Origin of the sequence: Kouleothrix sp., assembly GCF_046328425.1 — a bacterium.
Classification (GTDB): Bacteria; Chloroflexota; Chloroflexia; order Chloroflexales; family Roseiflexaceae; genus Kouleothrix.
Genome location: NZ_JAXLWP010000014.1, coordinates 149145 through 171629 on the forward strand (window position 1 = coordinate 149145; position 22485 = coordinate 171629).

Here is a 22485-nt window from a genome sequence, read left to right on the forward strand (position 1 = left end):
CAGCAGCTACCGGCAGCGCACCTCAAACGGTGTGTCCAGCCGACTCGGCGGCAATTTGCGCGTACAGCCGGTACACCGCGCGGCCTATCGCCTCCCAGGTGTAGCGCTCCAGCACCTTGCGCCGCCCAGCCGCGCCAAGCGCGCGGGCGAGATCGGGGCGGGCCAGCAACTCGGCGATCCGCACGGCCATATCGGCTGCATTATCGCACACAAATCCATCGGCGCCATCGGCAATCAGCGCGGCGCTGGCGTGGCAGGCGCGGTTCGCGATCACCGGCTTGCCGCGCATCCAGGCTTCGAGCAGCACAATCCCAAAGCTCTCGTATTCCGAGGGGTGCAGCAGCAGATCGCAGGCATCGTAGGCGTCGAGCAGCTCGGCGCGCGGCAGCTTGCCCAGGTACAGCACCCGCTCTTCGTCGATCGGCCGGCCGTCGGCGTCTTCGCCGATCATAACCAGCACCGGCCGCCGATCCGGCACTGCGCGCACTGCTTCGATCGCCATATCGTAGCGCTTCGACGCGGCCTTTCGCCCAACAAACAGCACCAACGGCCGGTCGCCCAGGCCATGGCGTGCTCGGAAGCGCGCCCCATCGATCGCCGCATCACTCAGCTCGGCCGGGTCGACACCTGCGCCTATCTCGAGCGGCCGCGACATCGGCCAGAGCTGCTGAAACAGCGCAGTGCTGTACGATGTCTGGCTGAGAATTGCCCGCGCCCGCGCGAAGCTGTGGTAGTGCACCCGGTGATGGTGGTAGGCGTCTTCAGGATGAAACAGCGGCAAAAGCACGATAGGCGTGCCGCGGCGCTCCGCCAGGCGGCGCACCTGCCAGGTCAGCGCCAGAGGCATAAAACCCACCAGCACAACATCGTAGCCAGCCACCGCGCGAGAAAGCTGGGCTAGCAGCGCCGGCGACCAGGGCCCTAGCCCGGCCATCATCATCAAGTCGTAGGCAATCGGGCGGGCGCTGGCGCGGCGGTAGTGCTGCTCGGCCGGGCTTTGCCCAACCGGCGGCTGTGCTGCCTCGCTGCGCCAGCGGCGCAGCACCAGTCGCGAAAGCAGCCGGCCCAGCGGGCGCGGCATCGAGAGCGCGGGGAAGCGAAAGATTGCCAGCCCATCAGTGTGCTCGGATGCTGGCAGATCGGGGCCTTCCCAGCGCAGCGACAGCCATGAGGACGAGCGAAAGCTGCGCGCGCGGGTGGTAAGAACATCAACCTGTACGCCAAGCGCCGCCAGCTGCCGCGAAAGCTGGTAGGCATAGTATTCCGAACCATTGGTCAGCTCGCGGCCAAACAGCGGGAAGACATGGAGGGCGCGCAAGCGCTGCCCTGGCGGTGGAGTCGTCAGCATACGGCGATATTCGCCACAAGCAGCCTAGCACAGCTTGGTAACGTAGTAGCAGAAGCCAACCCAATCGTCGCCAGCCGCGCTGTTCTCGCGCGACCCGATCACCCGGCCGTTGTGCGCCTCGACCAAGCTATAGATATCGGCTTGGGGAATGCCGTGCATCTCCATATGCGGAATAATGCCCTCGTCGTTGGCTTGTGCCGGCCGCGCGCGCCGAAACAGGCGATCGTAGATCGAAAACTGCTCGCGCACCTGTACAGGGATCCGCAGCGTTGGCGAGCCTTTATTGCCAAACCAGGCGATCAGCTCCTGCACCAGATCGAGCTCAAGAATATAGCTACCGGCCTGCGGCGGCGTGTTGATCGTGAGCGGAACGCTCACAGAACCTCCTGGTGGCACATCTTGCTCAATCAGCGTGCGCCCATCATCGAGCGACACGACATTGCCATGCCGATCGAGCCAGTGGTTGGCCAGCTTCAGCGCATGCACCGCCTGCGCCATCCGCTGCGATGGCCAGTGCTCCGGGCTATTATTTTTCACCACTGCCGTCAGCACCAGTGTTTGGTTTGGCTGGGTTACAATCGTGCTGCGATCAATCGATATCTGCGCCAAAAACGCATCTGCGGGCAAACTGCTTGCCGCCGCAACGTCAGTAGCGCTGGCCATCACCTTCGGGTGGCTGGGGATCTGAAAGATCAACAGCCCGCCTGGCTCGAGAATGCGCATAAACTCTTTGATATAGTTCCGGCTGTATTCGGGGCTGATATGCTGCAACACAATATTTGAGTAGATGAAATCAAAACTCCCCGTCTCAAATATAGCCAGGTCATCGCGATCGTTCAGAAAATACTGGCATTTTGCACCATGGCGATTATATTTTCGCGCCAGATCGATCATTGTCTCGGCAATATCGACGCCGCAGCACTGGTCGAAATAACCGCACAGCGCCTGGGTCAGGCGGCCAACGCCACAGCCGAAATCCAGCGCGCGCTTGGTAGGCCGGGCAATCCCCTGTTGATCAACCGAGGCCATAACCTGGGCAATTTCGTCTTCGCCGGTTTTAAAAAACTCGGCCAGCTCCCAGCGCCGGTTGCGCTTTTGCGGTGAGCTTAAAATCGCCCACAGCGGGTCGCGCTTGCCAAATTCATTCCAGTGTTTCTGTAGCTCTTTCAGATCCATAACAACCCTTCTACCCGCACACACGGAATACCAATCGGCCAACCAGGCTCATCCACGCGTCTGGTGGCATAGTACGGCTACGGTGCAGTCGCTTTCTTTGGCCGCTCTCGCAGCTGAAACGCATGCCAATGCTCCAGCATCGCGCGGGCCGCAAGCTGAAATGGCCGTTCGATATAGCGCCAGGAGGCATAGCTGATCGCCGTGACACCGCTAAACGCCACCACCAGCGCCGCGCTGAAACCAATGTATGGGTACATAATAGTTAGTAGTAAGCTGCCAGTATGCCCATGATTGAGGTACATCGAATAGCTGATCTTGGAGTAAAATTTAAGAATCCTCGGTATGACTATTCGATCGTTCAAGAGCAGTGCAATGACGAATAGCAAGTATGCATACATCGTCGATATTGCATACGAGTTAGTTACCGGGTAGAAATTAACGTGAATATGCCGAAGGCCATAGACAAACAAACCATAATTCAATAACAGTAAAGCGCCAAACTCAAGCTGTGTTATGCGGCCCGACCAGCGAAAGAATGTTGCCTGGCCTATCAGTAGCAGTGGAATATATGCGCTTGAGGCTGCAAAGAGAAAAAAGTTATCGCCAAGCGCGCGGCTGAGCCGAATAATGACTAGAACGATGATCGAGCACGCCAGGCTCACCACGCGCGGTTGGCTTTTCAGCCATGGCAGCAGTATAAAGCTGATCGCATAGAATATTTCTTCGATCACGAGCGACCAAGCAACACCATTTACTACGTTTTGCGGCAAGAAAAAGTAATTCCACAGCGTCATAGAAAAGAGTATCTGCCGCCAGTTGAGCTGCCTGATGTCGGCAAAGCTATTGCTCTGCGTCGCCCAAGTATAGATATATGATGTAGCGACAATCAAAAAAATCGAAGCTATCAAAGGTGGGTATATACGCAGTACTCGCTTGACGATAAATGCAGTTCGTTGTTCGCGCTGAGCTACATATGTGATAATGAAGCCACTGACAAAGAAAAAAATTGCGACCCCAAAATAGCCGAAGTCTTGAATAATACCAAGTGGCTTGGTTATATACTCGCGCACAATATACAGCGGCAAAAACTGCACAGCATGAGAGTCGCCCCAAATAGCCACAAGGTGATCCCAAACGACAATCAGGCTCGCGATGCCGCGCAATAGCTCGATAAATACAATATGCGATGGCGTATTGCCATTGGCAGGAGATGTTGTCGTTTCCATATCGCTACATGCCCAGAGTGCTGCCGTGCCGCCTGGTATTGTTGTACAGCTAGGGCTTACGCAGCTGGCGCGCCCGGCCTTCGGCAAGTGTGTGGGTTTCGGCGCTCCGCAGTGGCGCGGCAGGCTGCAATCTCGCTGTCGTGCGATGCGGAACAGCGCAGCCGCGCAGCCCGAACAACATCAGGCACCGCCCATGTACCAAAAAGCCTAGCGATGCGCGAGCTCGTCAGACCACTCCAGCAAGTCTATCACGCCTTGCGCCCTGGGCGGCTGTGATAGGATATGCTGGTAGAAGCGCCATACGCGCTCGGCTACAGCGCTCCAGGTAAACTGCCCGGCACGTGTGTTGATTGCCGCAACCTGCTGGCGCGCGGCTTCAGGGTCGGTCAGCAGGCACCAAGCTACGCGCGCGCCTTCCGCCGGATCCATGCGTTCCAAAAATAGCGGCGCATCGCCCAATACTTCTGCCAGAGCGGTCGCGCGCGATGTCAGCGCTGGCACATTCACTGCGGCGGCCTCAAATGGCACAAAGCCAAAGCCTTCGTAGATCGAGGGGTACAGCACCAGCGCGGCGCGCTCGAGCAGCCAGCGCTTTTCAGCTTCGCTTATGGCCTTGAAATCGCATACGCGTGCCGACAGTTCGGGCTTGCGGCGCAGCTCCGCGAGCTCGTCGTCTTCCGAGCCGCCAAAACGAATAGCGGACCCTACAAACACGACCCGCCCTGGCCACTGATATTGCACAATGAGCTCGTGCAGCAATCGCAGCGCATAGACGCGATTCTTATGCCGGTAGTTGGCGCCAATCACCAGAATAAACGGCTGATCGGCCAGCGCCTCAGCCTGAGCCGGCGGCTGGGCAGCCACGCGGGTGTCGTAGTATTGCTCGACGCCATTATACGCGATCAGGCCGCGATCAGGCGCTATATCGAGCCCCTGGTGCTGCGCATCGGCAAGCACGTCGTGGCTGTTGAAAGCAATCCCATCGGCGATATCAAACAGCAGCTGATTGGTTTTCCGAAGGTGGTGCCAGCTCGCGATATCCGGCGCATAGCTCGGGTTGGCAAACGCAATACAATCGAGCTGCGACACCACGAGACGCCGCGCTGCCTGCTGGAGAAAGTGTAAGTGGCCAATTTCGGCGACCTGAAATGGGCGATGGATCAGGTCGAACTGCGGTTGCTTAAACGCCTCGACATCTGATACACGAAGAACCTGGTCGACGAGCCGATCGACGCCATCCAGCGCACCAAGCGGCACTCCATCCTTGAGAATAAGCGTCAGCTGGTTTGGCCGCTGCAAGGTTGCCGCTATTGCACGGATCAACCCCAGTGTGCCCACGTGTGTACCATTAGGCGTCCCATCGATGCATGTTGCATCGATCGCGATCTTCGCGCCAACAACTGCCTGGCGTACCTGTTCAAGCGCCTGTGCTAGGTGGCTATTGCGGTCGCTGCTCTGGGCAAGCCAATCGGCATACCAGTGGTAGCGTTGGGCCAGCACCTGGCGGGCAAGGTCGCGCTCGGCGCTCGCCTCGGCGCGGCTGTCGGCTGGCGCTGCTATTCGCCTGCCCACGAAAAGATCATCGGCAAGCACGTGGCTGAAACTGATCGCGACGGCTTGCTGGGCAAAATCGGCCAGGCCATCGTCGAGCGCGCTGTATAGCCGATCAAAGCCACCGATCAGGTCAAGCGCGCTTCGCTTCAAATAGACGCAGCTAGCCGATGGGGCTGGGATGATCGGCCGCAATCGGCGGGCGTGCGCCTGAACACGCGCATCGATCTCGGCAAATGATAGGCCACCTGACTGCGCACCCGCCTGGATGCCGCGGAACCACTCGTCGTTTGAGAGTGGCGTAGCCGAAACAACGGTCGATCGCACATACGCGGCCGCGCGCAGCCGTGGCAGCCAGCCAGGCGGCAACTCGACATCCGCGCCGAGCAGCACAATATCGCGCGGCGCACACCAAGCACATACGCAATTTAGCGTATCAATGGCTTCGGCTCCGCCAGGCAGAGCAACGTACAGCGCGCCGTGCTGCTCGATCAGCGTATCGAGCGAGCTCGGCCCTAGGCGCTCACCAATCAGCAGCAGCGGCGTCGCGGGCTCAAGCGTCGCAAGCGCCTGCTCGATCAGCGCGCATGGATTGTGCAGCCACGCGCCCAGCGGGATAGCCACCACCGCTGCGTCGGCGGGGTACGTGGCCAGCCAGCCGCCCACCTGCGCCTGTAGCGTGTGTTCAGCTTGCAGCGCCGTGCCGCCTTCCGAAACCGCCGGCCGGATACGCCGCAGTGCTTGCTCGGCGCTGGCACCTTCGGATTTCACGCCATTTTGCTGGTGCGCCTCGCGCGGCACGAACACCATGTGGTATGGAAGGCTCGCGGCATTACGGGTGCGCGCCTCGGGCGGCAGCGCCGACTGCTCGACCATACGCTCATATAGCGTATGCACACGTTGTTTGCCGATCATACGCTTAAGCACCGTGTGTAGCCCGGCGCGGCGCAGTGGGTTACGCACGGCATAGTACAGCCGGCGCTGCAGCGTCGGCCGCCCACGCAGCGGCGCTTCGATAATCACTGGCCGCGAGCGCTGGCGCGCCACCGAGGCATATAAGGCGTCGACCAGGCGCGGGCCTAGCAGGCGTTTGATCGGGCCGTTGAGCCCCAGCCTGCGTAGTGGCGCGCGAACAGCCCGATACAGTAGCCGGCTTTGGGCGGGCGGTTGGCCACGCTCAACGCTCACAGGCACCTCGGCCGCCGCTGGCTCAGCAGCCGGCGGTCGGGTATCGACCGCGCTGAGGCTGGTGCGCACCTGATCGACAAACAGATCGTCGAACTGATGTTGCGACTGTGCCGATTCGGCAAACCAGCGAGCATAGGCCTCGCGGTGAGTTTCGAGCACGTCGGGGAAGGCCTGCTGCAGATCCCAGCGCTGCCGGTACACCTCAATTGCCAGGTTGCTGATCAGCGCGCCTTGCTTCACGCCGCTGTGCGCCTCGCGGTTCAACCAGTGAAAAAAGCTATCGGCGCTATCTGCCGCAAAAGGACGCGGCCAGCGTGTTTCGCCATTGAGGTTACGCCACAGATGCCGCGCCATATCTGGAATATTCACGCCGTTATCGAAGCGGCCATACGCATATGGCCAGCGCTTGACCAGGTCATGCCCATTCGCCAGCATCCGGTCGCGGTAATCGACAAACAGCGGTTTCAGATCGGGCAAGTCGGCCAGCGAGTATCGATCTTGATGTTTCGAGATCGCCGAGATCTCGTTGAGCGGCAGCCCGCTGAAATGGTAAAAGAACAGCGGCTTGCCATTCACAAGCAGCTCGCCGTCGCGCTGGTGCACAGTGCGATGATTCAAGTTCCAGTAGGCGACATTAAAACCCGGCTCGCGCAAAATTGCCACACGATCAAAAAAGCCAGGGATCAGATCGATCCAGCGCTGATCGACAAACAGCCCGCGCGCGATATCGACCACACAATCTTTGAGCAGGCGGCGTTGCCACCAGCGCAGCAAACGCTCAAGATCCGGCCCCTGCGCAAGGCCGATAAACCCAAGATTGTACACGCCAGCACGCAGGATGTAGGGTTCGTCGGGCAGGTGGCTATCTTCGATCGGCGCAAGCAAATGCGGCGTCAGCACGACACTATTATGCTCAAGCAGGTCAAAAATCGGTGTGATTGGCCGATAAAAATAGATATCCGGATCAAAGTAGCACAATGAACGCAGCTGATATTTGCTGAATAAATACTCGAGCAGAAAAGGCTTTACGGCAGTATTAAATTCAACAACCGTATAGCGGAATGCCATTTGATCAAAATCTGGAATCTGGAGGTCGTGAGCTTCAAGCGTGATAAACTGCTCTTGAGACGGATCAAAGAAGCCATCGCGCCGGTCGGCAAGTAGCACAAACACTTGCCCATCGGGGTGGTGTTTCAAGAACGACTCGGTCAGGCAGCGCGCCTGAGCCAGGTAGTTCTTAGCGACGATCGTACAAATCGTGGGTCTATCCATATCAACCTTCTTAGGGCTTACGCAGCTAGCGTGCTCAGCCTTCGGCAGAGCGGTACTACAGGTGTATTGTGTGCGGTTTTGCCGCGCTCGGCGCGGCAAAACCGCACACCGAGCCGCCGCAGGCGAAAACGCGTAGCTTGAGGAAGCCGAATCACGCAAGTGCGTAAATCTTACTTCTCAGTTAGTGATACGAGCTGCCATTTTTAGTTTGCTGGCGTCCTGGAAGCCGTTTATGCACCTCGGCCAGCTCAGCCTCACGCGCTTCAAGCACCTGCTTAAGCGAGGCAACATATGCATGCGCGTTGGCAATTTCGCTCTCACGTGCTTCAAGCACCTGCTTGAGCGAAGCGGCATACTCTTGCGAAGCCGCTATGTCGCGCTGAAGACGCTCGATGGTCTGATACAGCTGGCTACGATCGGCGTCGATCGCCTGGGCATACTGTGCTGTGTCTTCGATTGTATGCCGCGTAGCCTCGACATACTCACGATGTGCTTGGTCGAGCAGGGTCGTCTGGCCGTACAACTCAAAGGCGATCGACGCAAACGCAAGTAACAACTCGCGGCTTGCCGCAGTGTCCAGCGCCGCCAGCGCGCGGCCCAGCACCAGCGCACGATCGCCTTCGGCTGGCTCATCGAGCATATGCCAGGCGACCGCTCGCTTCTGTTGGATGATCAGCCAGGCCCATCGCACAAACATTTCGTGCTTGGTCTGACGAATCATCGCGTCGTAGCGCCCTTCAAAATAATCGTTCACAAAATCGAGCATTGCGCTCGTATTCTGCACAATTGCTGTCTGCGATATCGACGACCACGCGCCAGCGGCGTGAATGCGATACGTGCCCATGATCTCGTCGATATAGCCGATCTGGCCGTGCTGCGCATGCATCAGATGCAGCGCCCAATCGCCAATCTTCAGGTCGTAGAAAGCCGCCGGAAATGCCGGAATGAGATTGTTGCGCACCACCACCGAGCAGGTAGCCATCGGGTTCGCTTTTAGCAGCATATCGATCGTCGAGACCCGCGGAAATTCACCAACTGGAAACAGGTGGCGTACTTCGGGAAATTGCTCGTACACAACCTCGGCCCGATGAAAGCACAACACGCACTCGCGATGCGCGTCGAGGAAATCGGCCTGGCGCTGCAGCTTCAGCGGCGAAGTCCAGAAATCATCGCCTTCGAGCAGCGCGATATATTCGCCCCGGCAGTCCTGAAATGTCTGAACTAGATTGCGCTGCATTCCTATATTATGTTCATTGAGCCGCAGACGGATGGTATCGGGAAATTCGCGCTGCAATCGCACCAATATCTCGCGCGTACGATCAGTCGAGCAATCTTCGCCGATCACAAGCTCGTAGCTGAAGTCGGCCACCTGGGCCATCACGCTCCGAACAGCTTGTTCGATGAACTGCTCGTGATTATAGGTAATCATACAAACGCTGAGTTTCACGTCAGTTCCTTCTGGCGAATTTCGTGGCTGTGGCTGATTGCGAAGCGAATGATCTGGCAGATGCCGTCGATATCGTCGTCGCTCACGGCAGTTCCGTTAGGCAGCTGCATTGTGCGCAGGCTGAGCGCCTCGGTGACGGGCAATTGCCGGCCGGCGTGCGGGAAATACGTGCGATATGGCTCCATGCGATGGCAGCCGGGGTAGAAATAGCGCCGGGCCAGAACCTGCTCGGCCCAGAGGATCCTGGTAAGCTGATCGCGCGTCAGGCCGGTGACCTCGCTGTCGATCTCGAGCACAATATACTGATAGTTGTGGCGCTCGGCTTCGTCGTATGTCACAAAGCGTACGCCTGCGATATCGCCGAGCTGCTCTTGGTAGCGGTGGTAGTTGTGGCGGTTTGTGGCAATGAAATCGTCGAGGCTTTCGAGGCTCGTAAGCCCCATGGCCGCCGCGATCTCGCTCATTTTGCCGTTCGTACCGATATACTCAACTTGATCGTAGTTGACAAAGCCAAAGTTTTTCATCAATCGAATGATGTGCGCTAGCTGATCATCATTCGTCACTACCGCGCCGCCCTCGAATGTGTTGAGGAATTTGGTAGCGTGGAAGCTAAACACTTCAGCATCGCCAAAATTGCCAATCATGCGCCCGCCCCACGAGCACGCGAAGGCATGCGCGGCATCATAGAGCAGCCGTAGCTTATGGCGGCGAGCTATCTCTTCCAGCGCCAGCAGGTCGCAGGTGTTGCCCCACACGTGTACGCCTACTATGCCGGTCGTACGCGGCGTTATCAAGGCCTCAACCCGAGCCGGGTCAATATTGTGCGTATGTGCGTCCACATCGCAAAACACTGGTGTGATCTGCTGCCACTGCAGCGCATGCGCGGTCGCAATAAAAGTATACGACGGCACGATCACTTCGCCATGCAGGCCCAACGCTCGAATGGCAATTTCAAGCGCGACGGTAGCATTGCACATCGCGATGCAGTGCCTGACGCCAAGCAACGTGGCGATACGCTGCTCAAATTCCTGCACATACCGGCCGTTATTCGAAAGCCAGCGTCGGTCGAGCATATCGTTGAACCGGGCGAGCAACTGCTCGCGGTTACCGATATTTGGCCGTCCGACGTGTAGCGGCTCGTCGAACGCGGGCCTGCCGCCAAACAGCGCAAGTTGCTCAACTGCCTGCTTCATGTGTATTCCCATCAGCTGTTGCGCCCCCGCCTTGCGGCGATACGGCCGCAGACTGGTGCTCGCTCTGGTACGCGGCGTAGTTCTGCAGGATGCCCTCGCGATCACGATCGCGGACTCGCCGGTTCCCAATGTACACGCCCCACGGCGCGAGATCGCGCGTCACCACCGACCCTGCGCCAACCGCTGCTCCTTCGCCAATACGGACATTTGGCAGAATTACCGCGTTGGCGCCGACGATTGCAAACCGGTCGATCTGCACTGCGCCGCGCGCCACGTGGCGATACGGCTCAGGCACGGTTGAGTTGCCGAAGCCCCAGCCGGTGTAGTCGTCGGAGCCAGTGAAGACGCGCACGCCGGAAGAAAGCGTCGTAAAATCGGCCATATCCAGCGTGCCGCCGCCACTAATCGATGTAAAAGAGGCAATATGGATATGGCTGCCAAATCGCATACGGTTCGTGGCATAGATGAACACGAAGTCGTCAATAATAATGTCGGTGCCAAACTCGATCAGATCCAGCCCAACAATTTTGGTATACTCAAACGTGCGCACACCAGGGATAGAATATCTATCCATAGCAACTCACTTGCTTGCTTCCACGATCAGGCGCGAATCCTTACGGGTTTCACGGGCGCGCAGCGGCGCGTATGGGCTCCGATTCAGGCGCGCGCGCTTGATCCGGGTGAAGCCTGCCTCGCGCAGCCGCCGCGACAGCTCTTCGGCATCGTAGACGTGTTTATGCTGCCATTCGCGCATCACCAGGTTAACCATCTCGGCCGGGGTCTTCAGCCAGGCATAGCCGTAGCGCTCGATCCAATCCTGGTGCCGCCAGCCAAAAAAATAGCGAAACAGCACATACCGCAGATCAACCGTGGCGATCCGTACAACACCTGCCGGCTTCAATACACGATAGCACTCGCGTAATGTAAACAGGCCCTCATCGATCGTCAGATGCTCGATAAAATGCTCGCTGTAGATATAGTCGACGCTGCCGTCGCCGAATGGCAGCGGCTGGCGCATATCGTGGAGCAGATCGGCCTTTGGCGAATCCAGGTCGATATTCACCCAGCCTTCCAGGTGAACATCGCCACAGCCAATATGCAACATCAGCATAGCTACTCGGCCTCGTAACGTACAACCTGCACCTGGTTGGCCCAGTGTACCCCGCCGTAGAGATACGATATCTGGCGTGGCGCCACCGAGAACTGTAGCGCCAGCGGCACAAAATCACAAAAGTCGACGAGCGAGCCCGACAGGTTGATAGGCACCGAGAGCACCACGGCGACATTATAGTTGCCATGGCGCAGTGCCATGCGAAACGTCCAATCGACCACGAAGCGGCTGCCTTTGGCCGATACTGGGATGTCAATATTCTCTATGATGCTGTCGGAGTATACGATATCGACGCCATTGCTATCGCGGATGTGGTAGCCGCATGCCAACGCGCCATCGAGCTCGCCGGTTACCTCTACCGCCATCCGCAGCGTGACCAACTGGTCGAACTCGACGTATTGAATATCTTCGCCCGCCTGGTTCAGCATTCGGACATTCACGAAATTGGCTTTGCCGTTGCGGATGCGCTGGAACTCCGCGCGCTTCAGGAACTCGGCGTTGCGTGTAAAATCTTCTGGCAGGTTCGCAGGCAGCGCCGGCGCCCCCGATAGCCCAGCAGCGCCCGGCGCGACCTGCTGCTCGCTCTTGACTTTCAGAGCGAAATAGTGCTCGATCACCTCGCCTGCATCGCCCTGATCGCGCACCTCTCCATGGTCGAGCAGTATTGCCCGGCGGCACAGGCTTTTCACCGAGCCTGCATCGTGGCTGACAAACAGAACAGTGACGCCATCGTCGATCAGCTGGCGCATACGCGCCATACACTTGGCCTGGAAGAACATATCGCCGACGGCAAGCGCCTCGTCGACGATCAACACTTCTTTTGGCAGCAGCGCCTGAACGGCAAACGCCAGGCGCACCACCATGCCACTGGAATACAGCTTGACTGGCTGATCGAGAAAATCGCCGATATCGGCAAAGGCCGCAATATCATCGAAACGCTGGTCGACTTCAGCGCGGTGAAAGCCTAGAATCGCGCCGTTCAGGTGCACGTTTTCGCGCCCTGTGAACTCGGGGTTGAAACCACTACCAAGCTCAAGCAGCGCAGCAACCCTGCCTTGAACCTGCACCTCCCCTTCGGTTGGCGCCAGCGTGCCGGCAATAATCTGGAGCAGGGTACTTTTGCCGCTGCCATTGCGCCCGACAATCCCAAGCGTCTCGCCGCGCGCTACTTCAAACGACACGTGCCGCAATGCCCAGAACTCGTGCCCATACTGGCGCCGACCGCGCCAGAGCATTTGCTTAAGGCGATCCTGCGGGCGATCGTAGATGCGGTACATCTTGCCAGCATTGCGTACGCTGATCGCAACCTGTGGTGCTGTTAGCGGCGGCGCAGCCGCTGGGGGTTGCTCGAGTGTCTGTGCCCGATCAACTAACATGATCGACCATATATCGTGGTGAGCGTACTGCTTTGGCGTATAGGCAGGACTGGTGCTGCCAGAGGAATTTATGGCCAGTATGTGTAACTATCAACATTTCCGCAGGCATCTCTCGCGCGGAGGTTTGGCGGGCAGAGCGCACCATTGCCACCTTCTTAGCTAACTGTGGCTACGGCGGTAACTACAACCGAGCAAACCAGCGGTTTTCAGGGGCGATTACGATGCACCCAAACCCCTAAGAGCCTGTTTGAAAAGGGGTGCGCGAGGGGCTATGCCCCTCGCACTTCCCTTCTGGCGGGTGGCGGCCACCCGCCAGAAAAGTGGAAACTTGGAGGGACTTTGTCCCTTCAAACCACCCTTTTCAAACAGCTTCTTAGCCTGGCGTGGCCTGCTCGAAGATTCTGCAAGAGATTCTGCAAGAGGATAGGAACGAAGGATAATGACCGACGCAAAACGGGTTGTTGTTACGGGCGCAACGGGCATGATTGGCCGTGCGCTGTGCCAGCGGCTGGTGGCGAGCGGCTACGCGGTGGTAGCTTTTTCGCGCGATCCGCAGCGGGCACGCCGCGAGGTGCCGGGCGCGGCCGAGTACCTGGCGTGGTCGCCGGCCGAGGATGGCCCGTGGGCCGAGGCGGTCAACGGCGCGCACGCGGTGATCCACCTGGCCGGCGCGTCGCTGTTTGGCAAGCGCTGGAGCGCGGCCTACAAGCGCGAGATCATCGCGAGCCGCGAGATCGGCACGCGCGGTATTGTCAACGCGATCGAGAAGGCCCGCGTGCGCCCCGCGGCATTCGTGAGTATGTCGGCGATTGGCGTGTATGGCCCGCATGGCCCCGAGCCACTCGACGAGAGCGCGGCGGCCGGCGACGATTTCCTGGCGCGCGTGTGCAAGATCTGGGAGCGCGAGGCCGCGCGCGCCGAGAGCCTGGGCGTGCGCACGGTGATCTTCCGCAGCGGCGTGGTGCTGAGCGCGCCCGAGCGCAAGGGCCTGCCGATCGACCTGGCGAAGATCGCGCCCGACCGCCCCGGCCTGGTGCTCGACACCGAGGCGGGCGCGTTTCCGCTGCTCCAGATGCCGTTCTTCTTCTTTGCGGGCGGGCCGATTCTGCCAGGCACGCAGTACCTCTCGTGGATCCACCTGGACGACACGGTCGGGCTGCTGATGCTGGCGCTCGAAGACGCGCGCGCGCGCGGCCCGCTGAACGCAACCGCGCCTGAGCCGCAGACGAACCAGGCGATTGCGCAGACGATCGGCCGCGCGATGGGCCGCCCGGCCTGGCTGCCGGTGCCTGGCTTCGCGATGAAGCTGATGCTGGGCGAGATGGCCGATATGATCACCACGGGCCAGCGCGTGCTGCCGAAAAAGGCTCAGGGGCTGGGCTACCAGTTTCGCTATGCTACGAGCGAGCAGGCGATCCGCGCGCTGCTGGCGGGGCGGTAGCGCGTGAGCGCCGGCGACGCAAAGCCGAAGGTGTAGGGGTTCGGGGGTGGCGAAGCCGCCCCCGAATTTCTTTGGGTCTTCTGCAGTTGGCGGGCTCAGCCTTCGGCCATCGTGTTTTGTATGCAGTTTTCCGAGCGGAGCGCGGAAAACTGCATACAAAAGATGGAGAAGTACCATGCTGCCTCAGGCAAAAGCGCCCGATTGAGGGAGATGGTCAAGGCAACAGGAGTTGGCTTCAGGCGTGGCCGCGATGGCGCGCTTTGGCCTTGCGCAGCTTGATTGCGCGCCGGTAGTCTTCGGCGGCGGCGCGCTCGGCGCGGGTGTCGGCGGCGCGCTCGCACTTGTTCTGCTCGATCTGCAGCCGCATCGCCTCGTGCGCCTGTGTTGAGCCGCCGCGACTCGCCAGGGCGCGGGCTGCCTCGCGCGCGGCGCGCTTAGGGTTGCGCGGCCCGACGGCGGCCACGCCAGCCACCGCCGCAGGCGTAGCCTGATCGAGCAGCGCCAGCAGCCGCCGCTGTACGAATTCCAGCACCTCGCCCGGCAGCGGCTCGGCGCCGAACAGGTGGCGCGCTGCCTGGATGCGCTCGCCCTCGCAGCGCTCGACAACCCCGACCCAGAAGGGATCTTCAAAGTACACCGTGAGCGTGATCGTGCTCGTGGCCATAGTATTCCTCTCTGTTGGCTTGGCGCGCACCGGACATCCCGAGAGGAGAAGGATACTGACGCCGGCGCTGCCGGCGCGCCCGGACTACCAACCGGGCAGTGATTTCGCACGCGCTGTTCTGTTCGATACGCGAAGTATAGCGCATATGCCGCGCCAGGCCATCGGCACCAGGGCGTATCTGCGCGCTAGCGCGGTACTTTCGCAGCAAAGGCGTTGCTAAACAGCATCGCGGTGTGAATATTTCTTCCCGGCGCGCGCCACCGCTCGTGGTAAGCTCTAGAGTGAGCTATGATCGCATTTGCGCTTGCGCTGTCTGAAAAGGGCGGTTTGGAGGGACGAAGTCCCTCCAAATATCACTCGTTCTGGCGGGTGGGGTCACCCACCAGAAGGGAAGTGCGAGGGGCATAGCCCCGCGCGCACCCCCTTTTCAAACAGGCTCTAAGGCTCTTAATTCGGCTCGAATGCACGCGAGGGCATATGGAACCATACCGCGCTATGCTTGTGCCGCTCGACGGCTCGCCGCTGAGCGAGCAGTCGCTGCCGCTGGCGCTTGGCATCGCGCGCCGGCTGGCGATACCGATCTACCTGGCGCGCGTCGTCGAGGCCGAGTCGGGCCTGGGCGACGCGGTGGCCGAGCGCGTGCATCACGGCCGCGCGTGCGCCGAGCGCGATCTTGAGACGCTGGCGGCACGCCTGCGCGACGAGGTGCGGCTGCCGATCGCGACGGCGCTGCTCGACGAGCACGACCAGGCCGGCCACGGCGTGGCTGCCACGCTGTACGCCTTCGCGCAGGCGATCGGCATCGGCCTGATTGTGATGAGCACGCACGGCCGGGGCGGCCTGACGCGCCTGTGGCTCGGTAGCGTGGCCGACGCGCTCTTGCACTTGGCTACGCTGCCGCTGCTGCTGGTGCGGCCCGACAGCGCCGCGCCCACGCAGGCCGAGCGGCTGCTCGACACCATTCTGGTGCCGCTCGACGGCGGCGCGCTGGCCGAGCATGCGATCGAGCATGCGCTGGCGCTCGGCACCCCCGGCCGCACGACCTACATCCTGCAGCAGATCATCAGCCCGCTCCTGGCCGAGCATACCGTTCCGCCGTTCTCGGGCGGGCCAACCAGGGCCGAAGCCGAGGCGCTCGTGGCCGAAGCGCGGGCCTACCTGCTGCGCGCGGCGCAGCTGTTCGGCGCGCAGCAAGGCCAGGTTCGCACCCAGGTGTGCGTGGCCGACCCGGCCGACGCAATTCTGGCGGCCGCGCGCGAGCAGCACGCCGACCTGATTGCCATGGCGACGCACGGCCGCGGCGTGTTGGCGCGCACCGTGCTGGGCAGCGTGGCCGACCGGGTGGTGCGCAACGCCGATGTGCCGGTGCTCGTATACCGCCCCGCCGCCCAATGGCCCGAGCCGGCTCGCCCGGCGGGCTCTGTGGCGCTGGCGCTGTAGCGCGGCACGCCGCCGCTGGTGCTATTCTTGCAATGCTGGTTTGGCAGGACGAAGTCTTTCCAAAGGTCAGTATTTTAGGCGGGCCGCGGCCCGCCTGAAAGGGATGCGCGAGGGGCATAGCGCTCGCACTCCCCCTTTGCATACAGCCTTTAAGGACACTCAATGACGAATGTACCCGTGGCCGATGCGGCGCTGCCGGCGCGCCGTTACGCGTTTTTGTCGCTCGGCGCCGCCGCCGCCACCATTGCGCTGAAGCTGGCGGCCTACTGGCTCACCGACTCAGTCGGCCTGCTCTCCGATGCGCTTGAGTCGATCGTGAACCTGGTGGCGGCGCTGGTGGCGATCTGGGCGCTGACGCTGGCCAGCCGCCCGCCCGACGACGAGCACGCCTACGGGCATTCAAAGGCCGAGTACTTTTCCAGTGGCGCCGAGAGCGTCATGATCCTGCTGGCGGCCGGCGGTATCGCGCTGACGGCGATCAATCGGCTGCAGAACCCGCGCCCGATTGAGAATGTCTGGGTTGGCCTGCTGGTGTCGGTGGTGGCGGCCGGCATCAACGGCGCGGTGGCGCTGACGCTGCTGCGCGCCAGCCGGCGCCTCAGCTCGATCACGCTGCGCGCCGACGCGCACCACCTGCTTACCGATGTGTGGACCTCGGGGGGCGTGGTGCTGGGCGTGGTGCTGGTGAACCTGACCGGCTGGCTGCCGCTCGACCCGCTGATTGCGATCGCCGTAGCGGCAAATATTGTGTGGGCCGGCTGGCGGCTGCTGCGCGAGACTGCCGACGGACTGCTCGATATTGGCTGGCCCGCCGAGCAGCGCAGGCAGGTCGAGCAGCTGCTCGAGCCGTATCGCAAGCAGGGCCTGCAGTTCCACGCCATTCGCACGCGTATCGCCGGGCAGCGGCGCTTTCTTTCGCTCCACGTGCTGGTGCCGGGCGAGTGGAGCGTGCAGCGCGGCCACGCGCTGTGCGAAGAGCTTGAGCTGCGCATTCGCGCCGAGCTGGCCCGCACCACGGTGTTTACGCACCTCGAGCCGCTCGAAGATGCCAGCTCGTGGGACGACCAGACGCTCGACCGGGTGGCTATGGTACGCGATTGAGCCTGCGGCAGCATGGTACGTGTTCATCTTCTGTGTGCAGTTTTTCCGCGCGGAGCGCGGAAAAACTGCACATGTCCAAGTTGAGCACGCCAGCTGCGTAACTCCTAAAGAAATCTTCGGCGGCGGCGAAGCCGCCCCCAAACCCCCACGATAAGCCTAGGTGCGCGGCCGCTCACGCGGCGTGGCACACCAGCACAGGCACCCCTGCCGTCTGCACGACCCGGTCGGTGACGCTGCCCAGCAGCAGCCGCGCCGCGCCGCCGCGCCCGTGCGAAGCTATTGCGATCAGGTCGATCGCGTGCCACTGTGCGTACTCGGCGATCGTTGGCGCGGCGGCGCCAACCGCCACGCGCGGCTCGGCGGCTATGCCCTGGGCGCGCAGCCGCGCCGCCACCCCGCCCAGATATTCCTGGGCGATCTCGCGCCACTGCTCGAGGATCTGCTGGTCGAGCCCGGCGGCCTGCGCGGCCGGCGCATAGCCCAGCATTGGCGGCTCGATCGCCTGGAGCAGCACGTACGCGGCGCCCATTGGCCCGCCCAGCTCGATCGCCGGCTCGAGCGCCTGCTCGGCGAGCGGCGACCCATCCAGCGGCAGCAGAATACGCCCAAACGGCGCGTCGTCGACTGCCTCGAGCAGATCGAGCGCCTCGCCGTGCGGCCGCGCCAGCAGCACCGGCATCGGCAGGGTGCGCGTCAGCGCGTGCGCGACGCTGCCCAGCCACACGCGCGAGAGCGGCCCGTAGCCGTGGGTTGTCAGCGCCACCAGGTCGGCGCGCTGATCGGCGGCGGCGGCGCGCAGCGTTTCGGCGGCAGGCCCGCGCAGCACCGCAGTGCTGATCGGCAGCTCCCAGGCCTCCGATAGGATCGTGGCCAGCTGAGCCAGGTAGCGCTGCTGGCGCTCGGCGTCGGGCGCGGCGTTGCTGTGCTGGCCGAAGCGCGGATTGCTTGGCGGCTCGATCACGTGCACCAGCCGCACCGCAGCGCCGGTGCGCCGGGCAATGCCCAGCGCCAGCGGCAGCGCGTGCTCGCCAAAGGCCGAGCCATCGAGCGGAACCATTATTGATCGGAACATGGCCTAGCTCCTTTCGCGTATCGACGCGTAGAAGACGCGCTTGGCGACCTCGGCCGCCGCCACGTACAGCCCGGTGATCGCCAGCACCAGCGCCATCAGCGCCGGCGGCAGCGGCGTAAACCCAAGCAGCCGGTCGGTCGGCAGGTAGGGCAGCGCGAGCGTCACTATCAGCACCAGCGCCGTCGAGGTCGCCAGCAACCGGCCGGGCCGGCTGCGAAAACATAGCTGGCGCGTGCGCACCACCAGCGCGATCACCAGCTCGGTCAGCAGCGACTCGACAAACCAGCCGGTGCGGAACAGCACGGCGTCGCCGTGGGCGAGCAGCAGCAGCGCGCCAAAGGTCAGGTAGTCGAACAGCGAGCTGAGCAGCCCGAACACCACCATAAATCTGCGGATGAACGGGATGTCCCAGCGCTGCGGCCGCTCGATCCACTCGCGGTCGACGTTGTCGCTGGCGATTGCGGTTCCCGGCAGATCGGAGAGAAAGTTGTTGAGCAGGATCTGCTTGGCCAGCAGCGGTAAAAACGGCAGAAACAGCGATGCGCCGGCCATGCTGAACATATTGCCGAAGTTCGCGCTTGTGGTGGTGAACACGTACTTGAGCGTGTTTGCAAATGTTCTGCGGCCTTCTTCGATGCCCTGGCGCAGTACGTCGAGGTTCTGCTCCAGCAGCACGAAGTCGGCGGCGTCTTTGGCCACGTCTACCGCCGTGTCGACCGAGATGCCCACGTCGGCGGCGTGCAGCGCCGGGGCATCGTTGATGCCGTCGCCCATGTAGCCCACCACGTGGCCGGTCTTGCGCAGCGCCAGGATGATCCGCTCTTTCTGGTTTGGGTCGACGTCGACGAACAGGCTGGTGTGCTCGGCGCGCTGCCACAGCGCCTCGTCGGGCATGGCGTTCAGCTCGGCGCCGGTGAGCACACTCTCGGCCGGCAGGCCAACCGCCGCAGCTACGTGGCGCGAGACGCGCTGGTTGTCGCCGCTGATGATCTTCAGCTGCACGCCCAGCCGCGCCAGGTCGCTCACCGCCTGGGCCACGCCGGGCTTGGGCGGGTCGGCGAAGAGCAGAAAGCCCAGCAGTGTCAGCCCGGCCTCGTCGGCGGCGCAGTAGCGTGGGCGCGGCGCGATCTGCCGCGTGGCCACGCCCAGCACGCGCAGGCCGCTCGCGCTCCATTCGGCGAAGCGCGCCTCGATCTGCTGGCGCTGCGCTGCGTCCAGCGGCGCGCTGCCGCCGCCCGCGCTCACGTGCTCGCACACCGCCAGCAGCTGGGCCAGCGCGCCCTTGGCGATCAGCTCGGGCGGCTCGCCTGCGCCGCGCGCGATCACGCTCACGCGCTTGCGCGTGAAATCGTAGGGGATCTCGCCAAGCTTCTCGAGCTCGCCGGCCGCGCAGCCGTGCGCCTGGGTATAGGCGGCGATCGCATCGTCGAGCGGGCTGCCCAGGCTGTTCTGCAAGCTGGCATTCGCCAGCGCGGCGCGCAGCACCGGGGCGGCCGGCTGGCCGGCCGGGTCGACGGCGGCTTCCAGCCGCACGACGCCCACCGTCAGCGTGCCGGTCTTGTCGGTGCAGAGCACGTCCATGCTGCCGAAGTTCTCGATCGCGTTGAGCCGCCGCACGATCACGCCGCGCGCCGCCATTGTCTGCGCGCCGTGCGCGAGGGTTATGCTGATGATCGCCGGCAGCAGCTCGGGCGAGATGCCCACCGCCAGCGCGATGGCGAACAGCAGCGAGTCGATCGCCGGCTTGGCGGCAAACACGTTGATCGCGAACACCACCAGCACGAGCGCCAGCATGATCTGCGTCAGCATGGCGCCGAAGCGGTGGATCCCGCGCTCGAACTCGGTTTCGGGCGGGCGCAGCTCGAGCCGGCGTGCGATTGCGCCGAACAGCGTGCGCGGCCCCGTGTTCACCACCAGCATGCGCGCCGTGCCGCTGCGCACCGAGGTTCCCTGGAACAGGCAGTTGTCGCGCTCGGTCAGCGGCGCGCCGGGCGCGGCCAGGCCCGGCTGCTTTTCCACCGGCAGCGACTCGCCGGTGAGCACGGCCTGGTTGACGAAGCAGCTGTTCGCTTCGACGAGCAGCCCATCGGCGGGCACGAGGCTGCCGGCCGCCAGCAGCACGATGTCGCCTGGCACGATCGCGCGCGCCGGCAGGCTTTGGGCCTTGCCGTCGCGCAGCACGCTGGCCTTCACCGTCACGCGATCGTGCAGGCGCGCGACGGCGGCGCCAGCGCGATACTCCTGCACAAAGCTCAGGGCCGCGCTGCCCAGCACGATCGCGATGATGATCGCGGCGTCGAGCCATTCGTGCACAAACGCCGAGATCGCGGCGGCGAACACCAGGATCAGCACCAGCGGGCTTCGGAGCTGCGCGAGGAAGAGCAGCAGCGCGCCGGCGCGGCGCTGGCTGTCGATCGCGTTCGGCCCGCAGTCGCGCAGCCGCGCCTCGGCCTCGGCCGCGCTCAGCCCGGCCGGGCTGCTGCGCACATCGGCCAGCGCCTGCTCGATCGGCTTGCTCCAGAATGGCTGCTCCTGATTCATCGGCCTGCCCTGCCTGCTGGCCGCTCGCCGCCGTGTAGCGGCCAGCCGCTGCGACACCGGCACGCGCTGCGGGGCTCGTGCTGCCTCTAGCATACACCGCCGGGCGCGCCCGCGTGAAAAGGAACGCTACCGCCAGGTAGCGGTTTGGCATCGTCGGTGCTATGTCGTCGAGATCACCACCGAGCGTGAAGGGGGCGTAACGCGCGCGCGTTGCCGATCTGCTATGCTGTATTCGGGATATCACGCTGCAAGCAATGGAGGTATGTGATGCCCAAGCGAACAATGATTGTTCCAATCGACGGCTCGGATTTCAGCCGGCGGATCGTGCCGCAGGTGAGCCGCCTGTACAGCCCTCGCGATTACGCGATCATTCTGCTGCGCGTGGCCGAGCCGGCTGCGAGCATCATCGGCGCGCCGCCGCGGATGATGTCGCTCTCGTGGATGAGGCCAATGTTCGATAGTGCCTGGGATATCGAGTATACTCAGCACCCGATCTACGCCGATCAGATCGAGCAGAGCGAGCGCTCGCTGTTCGAGCAGGAGCTGCTCGAAGATCGGCACCTGCTCGAGGCGGCGGGCTTTGAGGTGGCGGTGGAGGTGCGCTTCGGCATCCCGGCCGAAGAGATCGCGGCGGCGGCCGAGCAGCACCGCGCCGACGCGATAGCAATGGCCACGCACGGCCGCAGTGGCCTACGGCAGCTGCTGATGGGCAGCGTCGCCGAGCGCGTGCTGCGCCGGGTCGACATTCCGGTGCTCATGCTGCGGCCGTTTAAGGCTGTGGAGAACTGAGCGGCGCGGCGATACCAACCGAGCGCGCCGGCCTGCGGGCCGGCGCGCTTGTGTGTGCTGGTGTTGCCGGGCTACGGCCGCGCCGGCCCGGCGGCGGCCTGGTTCAGGTTGACCTCGACGGTGCCGGCGTTGACGCGCGCCTCGAAGCGATCGAGGCCGCGCGGCGATGGCCCCGAGACGTAGCTGCCGTCGGCGCGGTAGCGCGAGCCGTAGCACGGGTCGACGAAGCGCTGCTCGGCGTCGGCCCACGTCACCACGCAGGCGCGGTATGGGTCGCGCGCGTTCAGCGCGAGCGGCGCGCCGCCGCTGCTCAGCAGGTATACCACCTGGCCATCAAGCTCGAAGCGCTGTGGCGCCTGGCCCTGCAGGGTTGCGGCCGGGCCGAGCGGCTGCCAGTTCGGCTCGCGGCCCCGCGTCAGCGCGGCGTGCGTCACAAATGCCACCGCGAAGATCGTCGCCAGGATGACCGTGAGCAGCGCGAACAGCAGGAGGTTGCTGCGCGTGCGCCGAAGCGGAACCGAGATCGACATAGAAAGCCTGCTCCTTGTA

General features: G+C 62.8%; 17 protein-coding genes. 4 read left to right on the plus strand and 13 right to left on the minus strand.

From position 1 onward, the window contains the following. Nucleotides 1-22: 22 nt before the first annotated feature. The 9 genes from U0177_RS14715 to U0177_RS14755 all read right to left on the minus strand — a co-directional run bounded on the left by U0177_RS14715 (nt 23) and on the right by U0177_RS14755 (nt 12789). Nucleotides 23-1348: a glycosyltransferase family 4 protein gene (locus tag U0177_RS14715; protein ID WP_409571398.1), complete on the minus strand. Its 1326-nt coding sequence runs from the start codon at nt 1346-1348 to the stop codon at nt 23-25. Between the two features lie 24 nt (nt 1349-1372). Continuing rightward, nucleotides 1373-2524, minus strand: coding sequence for a methyltransferase domain-containing protein (locus U0177_RS14720; protein WP_409571399.1), 1152 nt, complete (start codon nt 2522-2524; stop codon nt 1373-1375). A 77-nt stretch (nt 2525-2601) separates the two neighbouring features. Then, nucleotides 2602-3750 (minus strand): acyltransferase family protein, encoded by a 1149-nt coding sequence (locus U0177_RS14725; protein WP_409571400.1) that lies wholly within the window; start codon nt 3748-3750, stop codon nt 2602-2604. 207 nt (nt 3751-3957) lie between these two features. Next, complete coding sequence (locus U0177_RS14730; protein ID WP_409571401.1) at nt 3958-7860, minus strand: glycosyltransferase; 3903 nt, start codon at nt 7858-7860, stop codon at nt 3958-3960. An 82-nt stretch (nt 7861-7942) separates the two neighbouring features. Beyond that, nucleotides 7943-9208 carry a glycosyltransferase gene (locus U0177_RS14735; RefSeq protein WP_409571402.1) on the minus strand — a complete coding sequence of 422 codons (1266 nt, stop codon included), beginning with the start codon at nt 9206-9208 and terminating at the stop codon, nt 7943-7945. Further along, the gene (locus U0177_RS14740; RefSeq protein ID WP_409571428.1) at nt 9205-10401 is read right to left on the minus strand and encodes a DegT/DnrJ/EryC1/StrS family aminotransferase; all 1197 of its coding nucleotides are present in this window, start codon (nt 10399-10401) and stop codon (nt 9205-9207) included. Before U0177_RS14740 ends, U0177_RS14735 begins: the two co-directional genes overlap by 4 nt. Beyond that, a complete protein-coding gene (locus tag U0177_RS14745; RefSeq protein WP_409571403.1) occupies nt 10385-10975 on the minus strand; it encodes an acyltransferase in 591 nt (196 codons plus the stop codon). The genes U0177_RS14740 and U0177_RS14745 overlap by 17 nt, the downstream gene beginning before the upstream one ends. A 6-nt stretch (nt 10976-10981) precedes the next feature. Next, nucleotides 10982-11419 carry a class I SAM-dependent methyltransferase gene (locus tag U0177_RS14750; RefSeq protein WP_409571404.1) on the minus strand — a complete coding sequence of 146 codons (438 nt, stop codon included), beginning with the start codon at nt 11417-11419 and terminating at the stop codon, nt 10982-10984. Between the two features lie 95 nt (nt 11420-11514). Continuing rightward, nucleotides 11515-12789, minus strand: a complete 1275-nt coding sequence (locus U0177_RS14755) for an ABC transporter ATP-binding protein (RefSeq protein WP_409571405.1) — start codon at nt 12787-12789, stop codon at nt 11515-11517. Between the two features lie 538 nt (nt 12790-13327). On the opposite strand from U0177_RS14755, the gene U0177_RS14760 reads away from it, so the two are divergent. Next, entirely contained in the window at nt 13328-14329 is a 1002-nt protein-coding gene (locus U0177_RS14760; RefSeq protein ID WP_409571406.1) for an epimerase, read from the plus strand. A 235-nt stretch (nt 14330-14564) separates the two neighbouring features. On the opposite strand, the gene U0177_RS14765 is transcribed toward U0177_RS14760, so the two are convergent. Then, entirely contained in the window at nt 14565-14993 is a 429-nt protein-coding gene (locus tag U0177_RS14765; protein WP_409571407.1) for a YjdF family protein, read from the minus strand. 477 nt (nt 14994-15470) lie between these two features. On the opposite strand from U0177_RS14765, the gene U0177_RS14770 reads away from it, so the two are divergent. Both U0177_RS14770 and U0177_RS14775 read left to right on the plus strand, forming a co-directional pair. Beyond that, nucleotides 15471-16433 (plus strand): universal stress protein, encoded by a 963-nt coding sequence (locus tag U0177_RS14770; RefSeq protein ID WP_409571408.1) that lies wholly within the window; start codon nt 15471-15473, stop codon nt 16431-16433. A 162-nt stretch (nt 16434-16595) separates the two neighbouring features. Next, nucleotides 16596-17534 (plus strand): cation diffusion facilitator family transporter, encoded by a 939-nt coding sequence (locus tag U0177_RS14775; RefSeq protein WP_409571409.1) that lies wholly within the window; start codon nt 16596-16598, stop codon nt 17532-17534. A gap of 172 nt (nt 17535-17706) precedes the next feature. On the opposite strand, the gene U0177_RS14780 is transcribed toward U0177_RS14775, so the two are convergent. Continuing rightward, nucleotides 17707-18606 carry a universal stress protein gene (locus tag U0177_RS14780; RefSeq protein ID WP_409571410.1) on the minus strand — a complete coding sequence of 300 codons (900 nt, stop codon included), beginning with the start codon at nt 18604-18606 and terminating at the stop codon, nt 17707-17709. Nucleotides 18607-18609: 3 nt separating this feature from the next. Continuing rightward, nucleotides 18610-21147 (minus strand): magnesium-translocating P-type ATPase, encoded by a 2538-nt coding sequence (gene mgtA, locus U0177_RS14785; protein WP_409571411.1) that lies wholly within the window; start codon nt 21145-21147, stop codon nt 18610-18612. Nucleotides 21148-21414: 267 nt separating this feature from the next. Here mgtA and U0177_RS14790 point away from each other — a divergent pair, with 267 nt between their 5' ends. Next, nucleotides 21415-21936, plus strand: coding sequence for a universal stress protein (locus U0177_RS14790; protein WP_409571412.1), 522 nt, complete (start codon nt 21415-21417; stop codon nt 21934-21936). A 71-nt stretch (nt 21937-22007) separates the two neighbouring features. Here U0177_RS14790 and U0177_RS14795 read toward each other — a convergent pair whose 3' ends face one another. Next, nucleotides 22008-22466, minus strand: coding sequence for a ubiquinol-cytochrome c reductase iron-sulfur subunit (locus U0177_RS14795; RefSeq protein WP_409571413.1), 459 nt, complete (start codon nt 22464-22466; stop codon nt 22008-22010). Nucleotides 22467-22485: the final 19 nt, after the last annotated feature.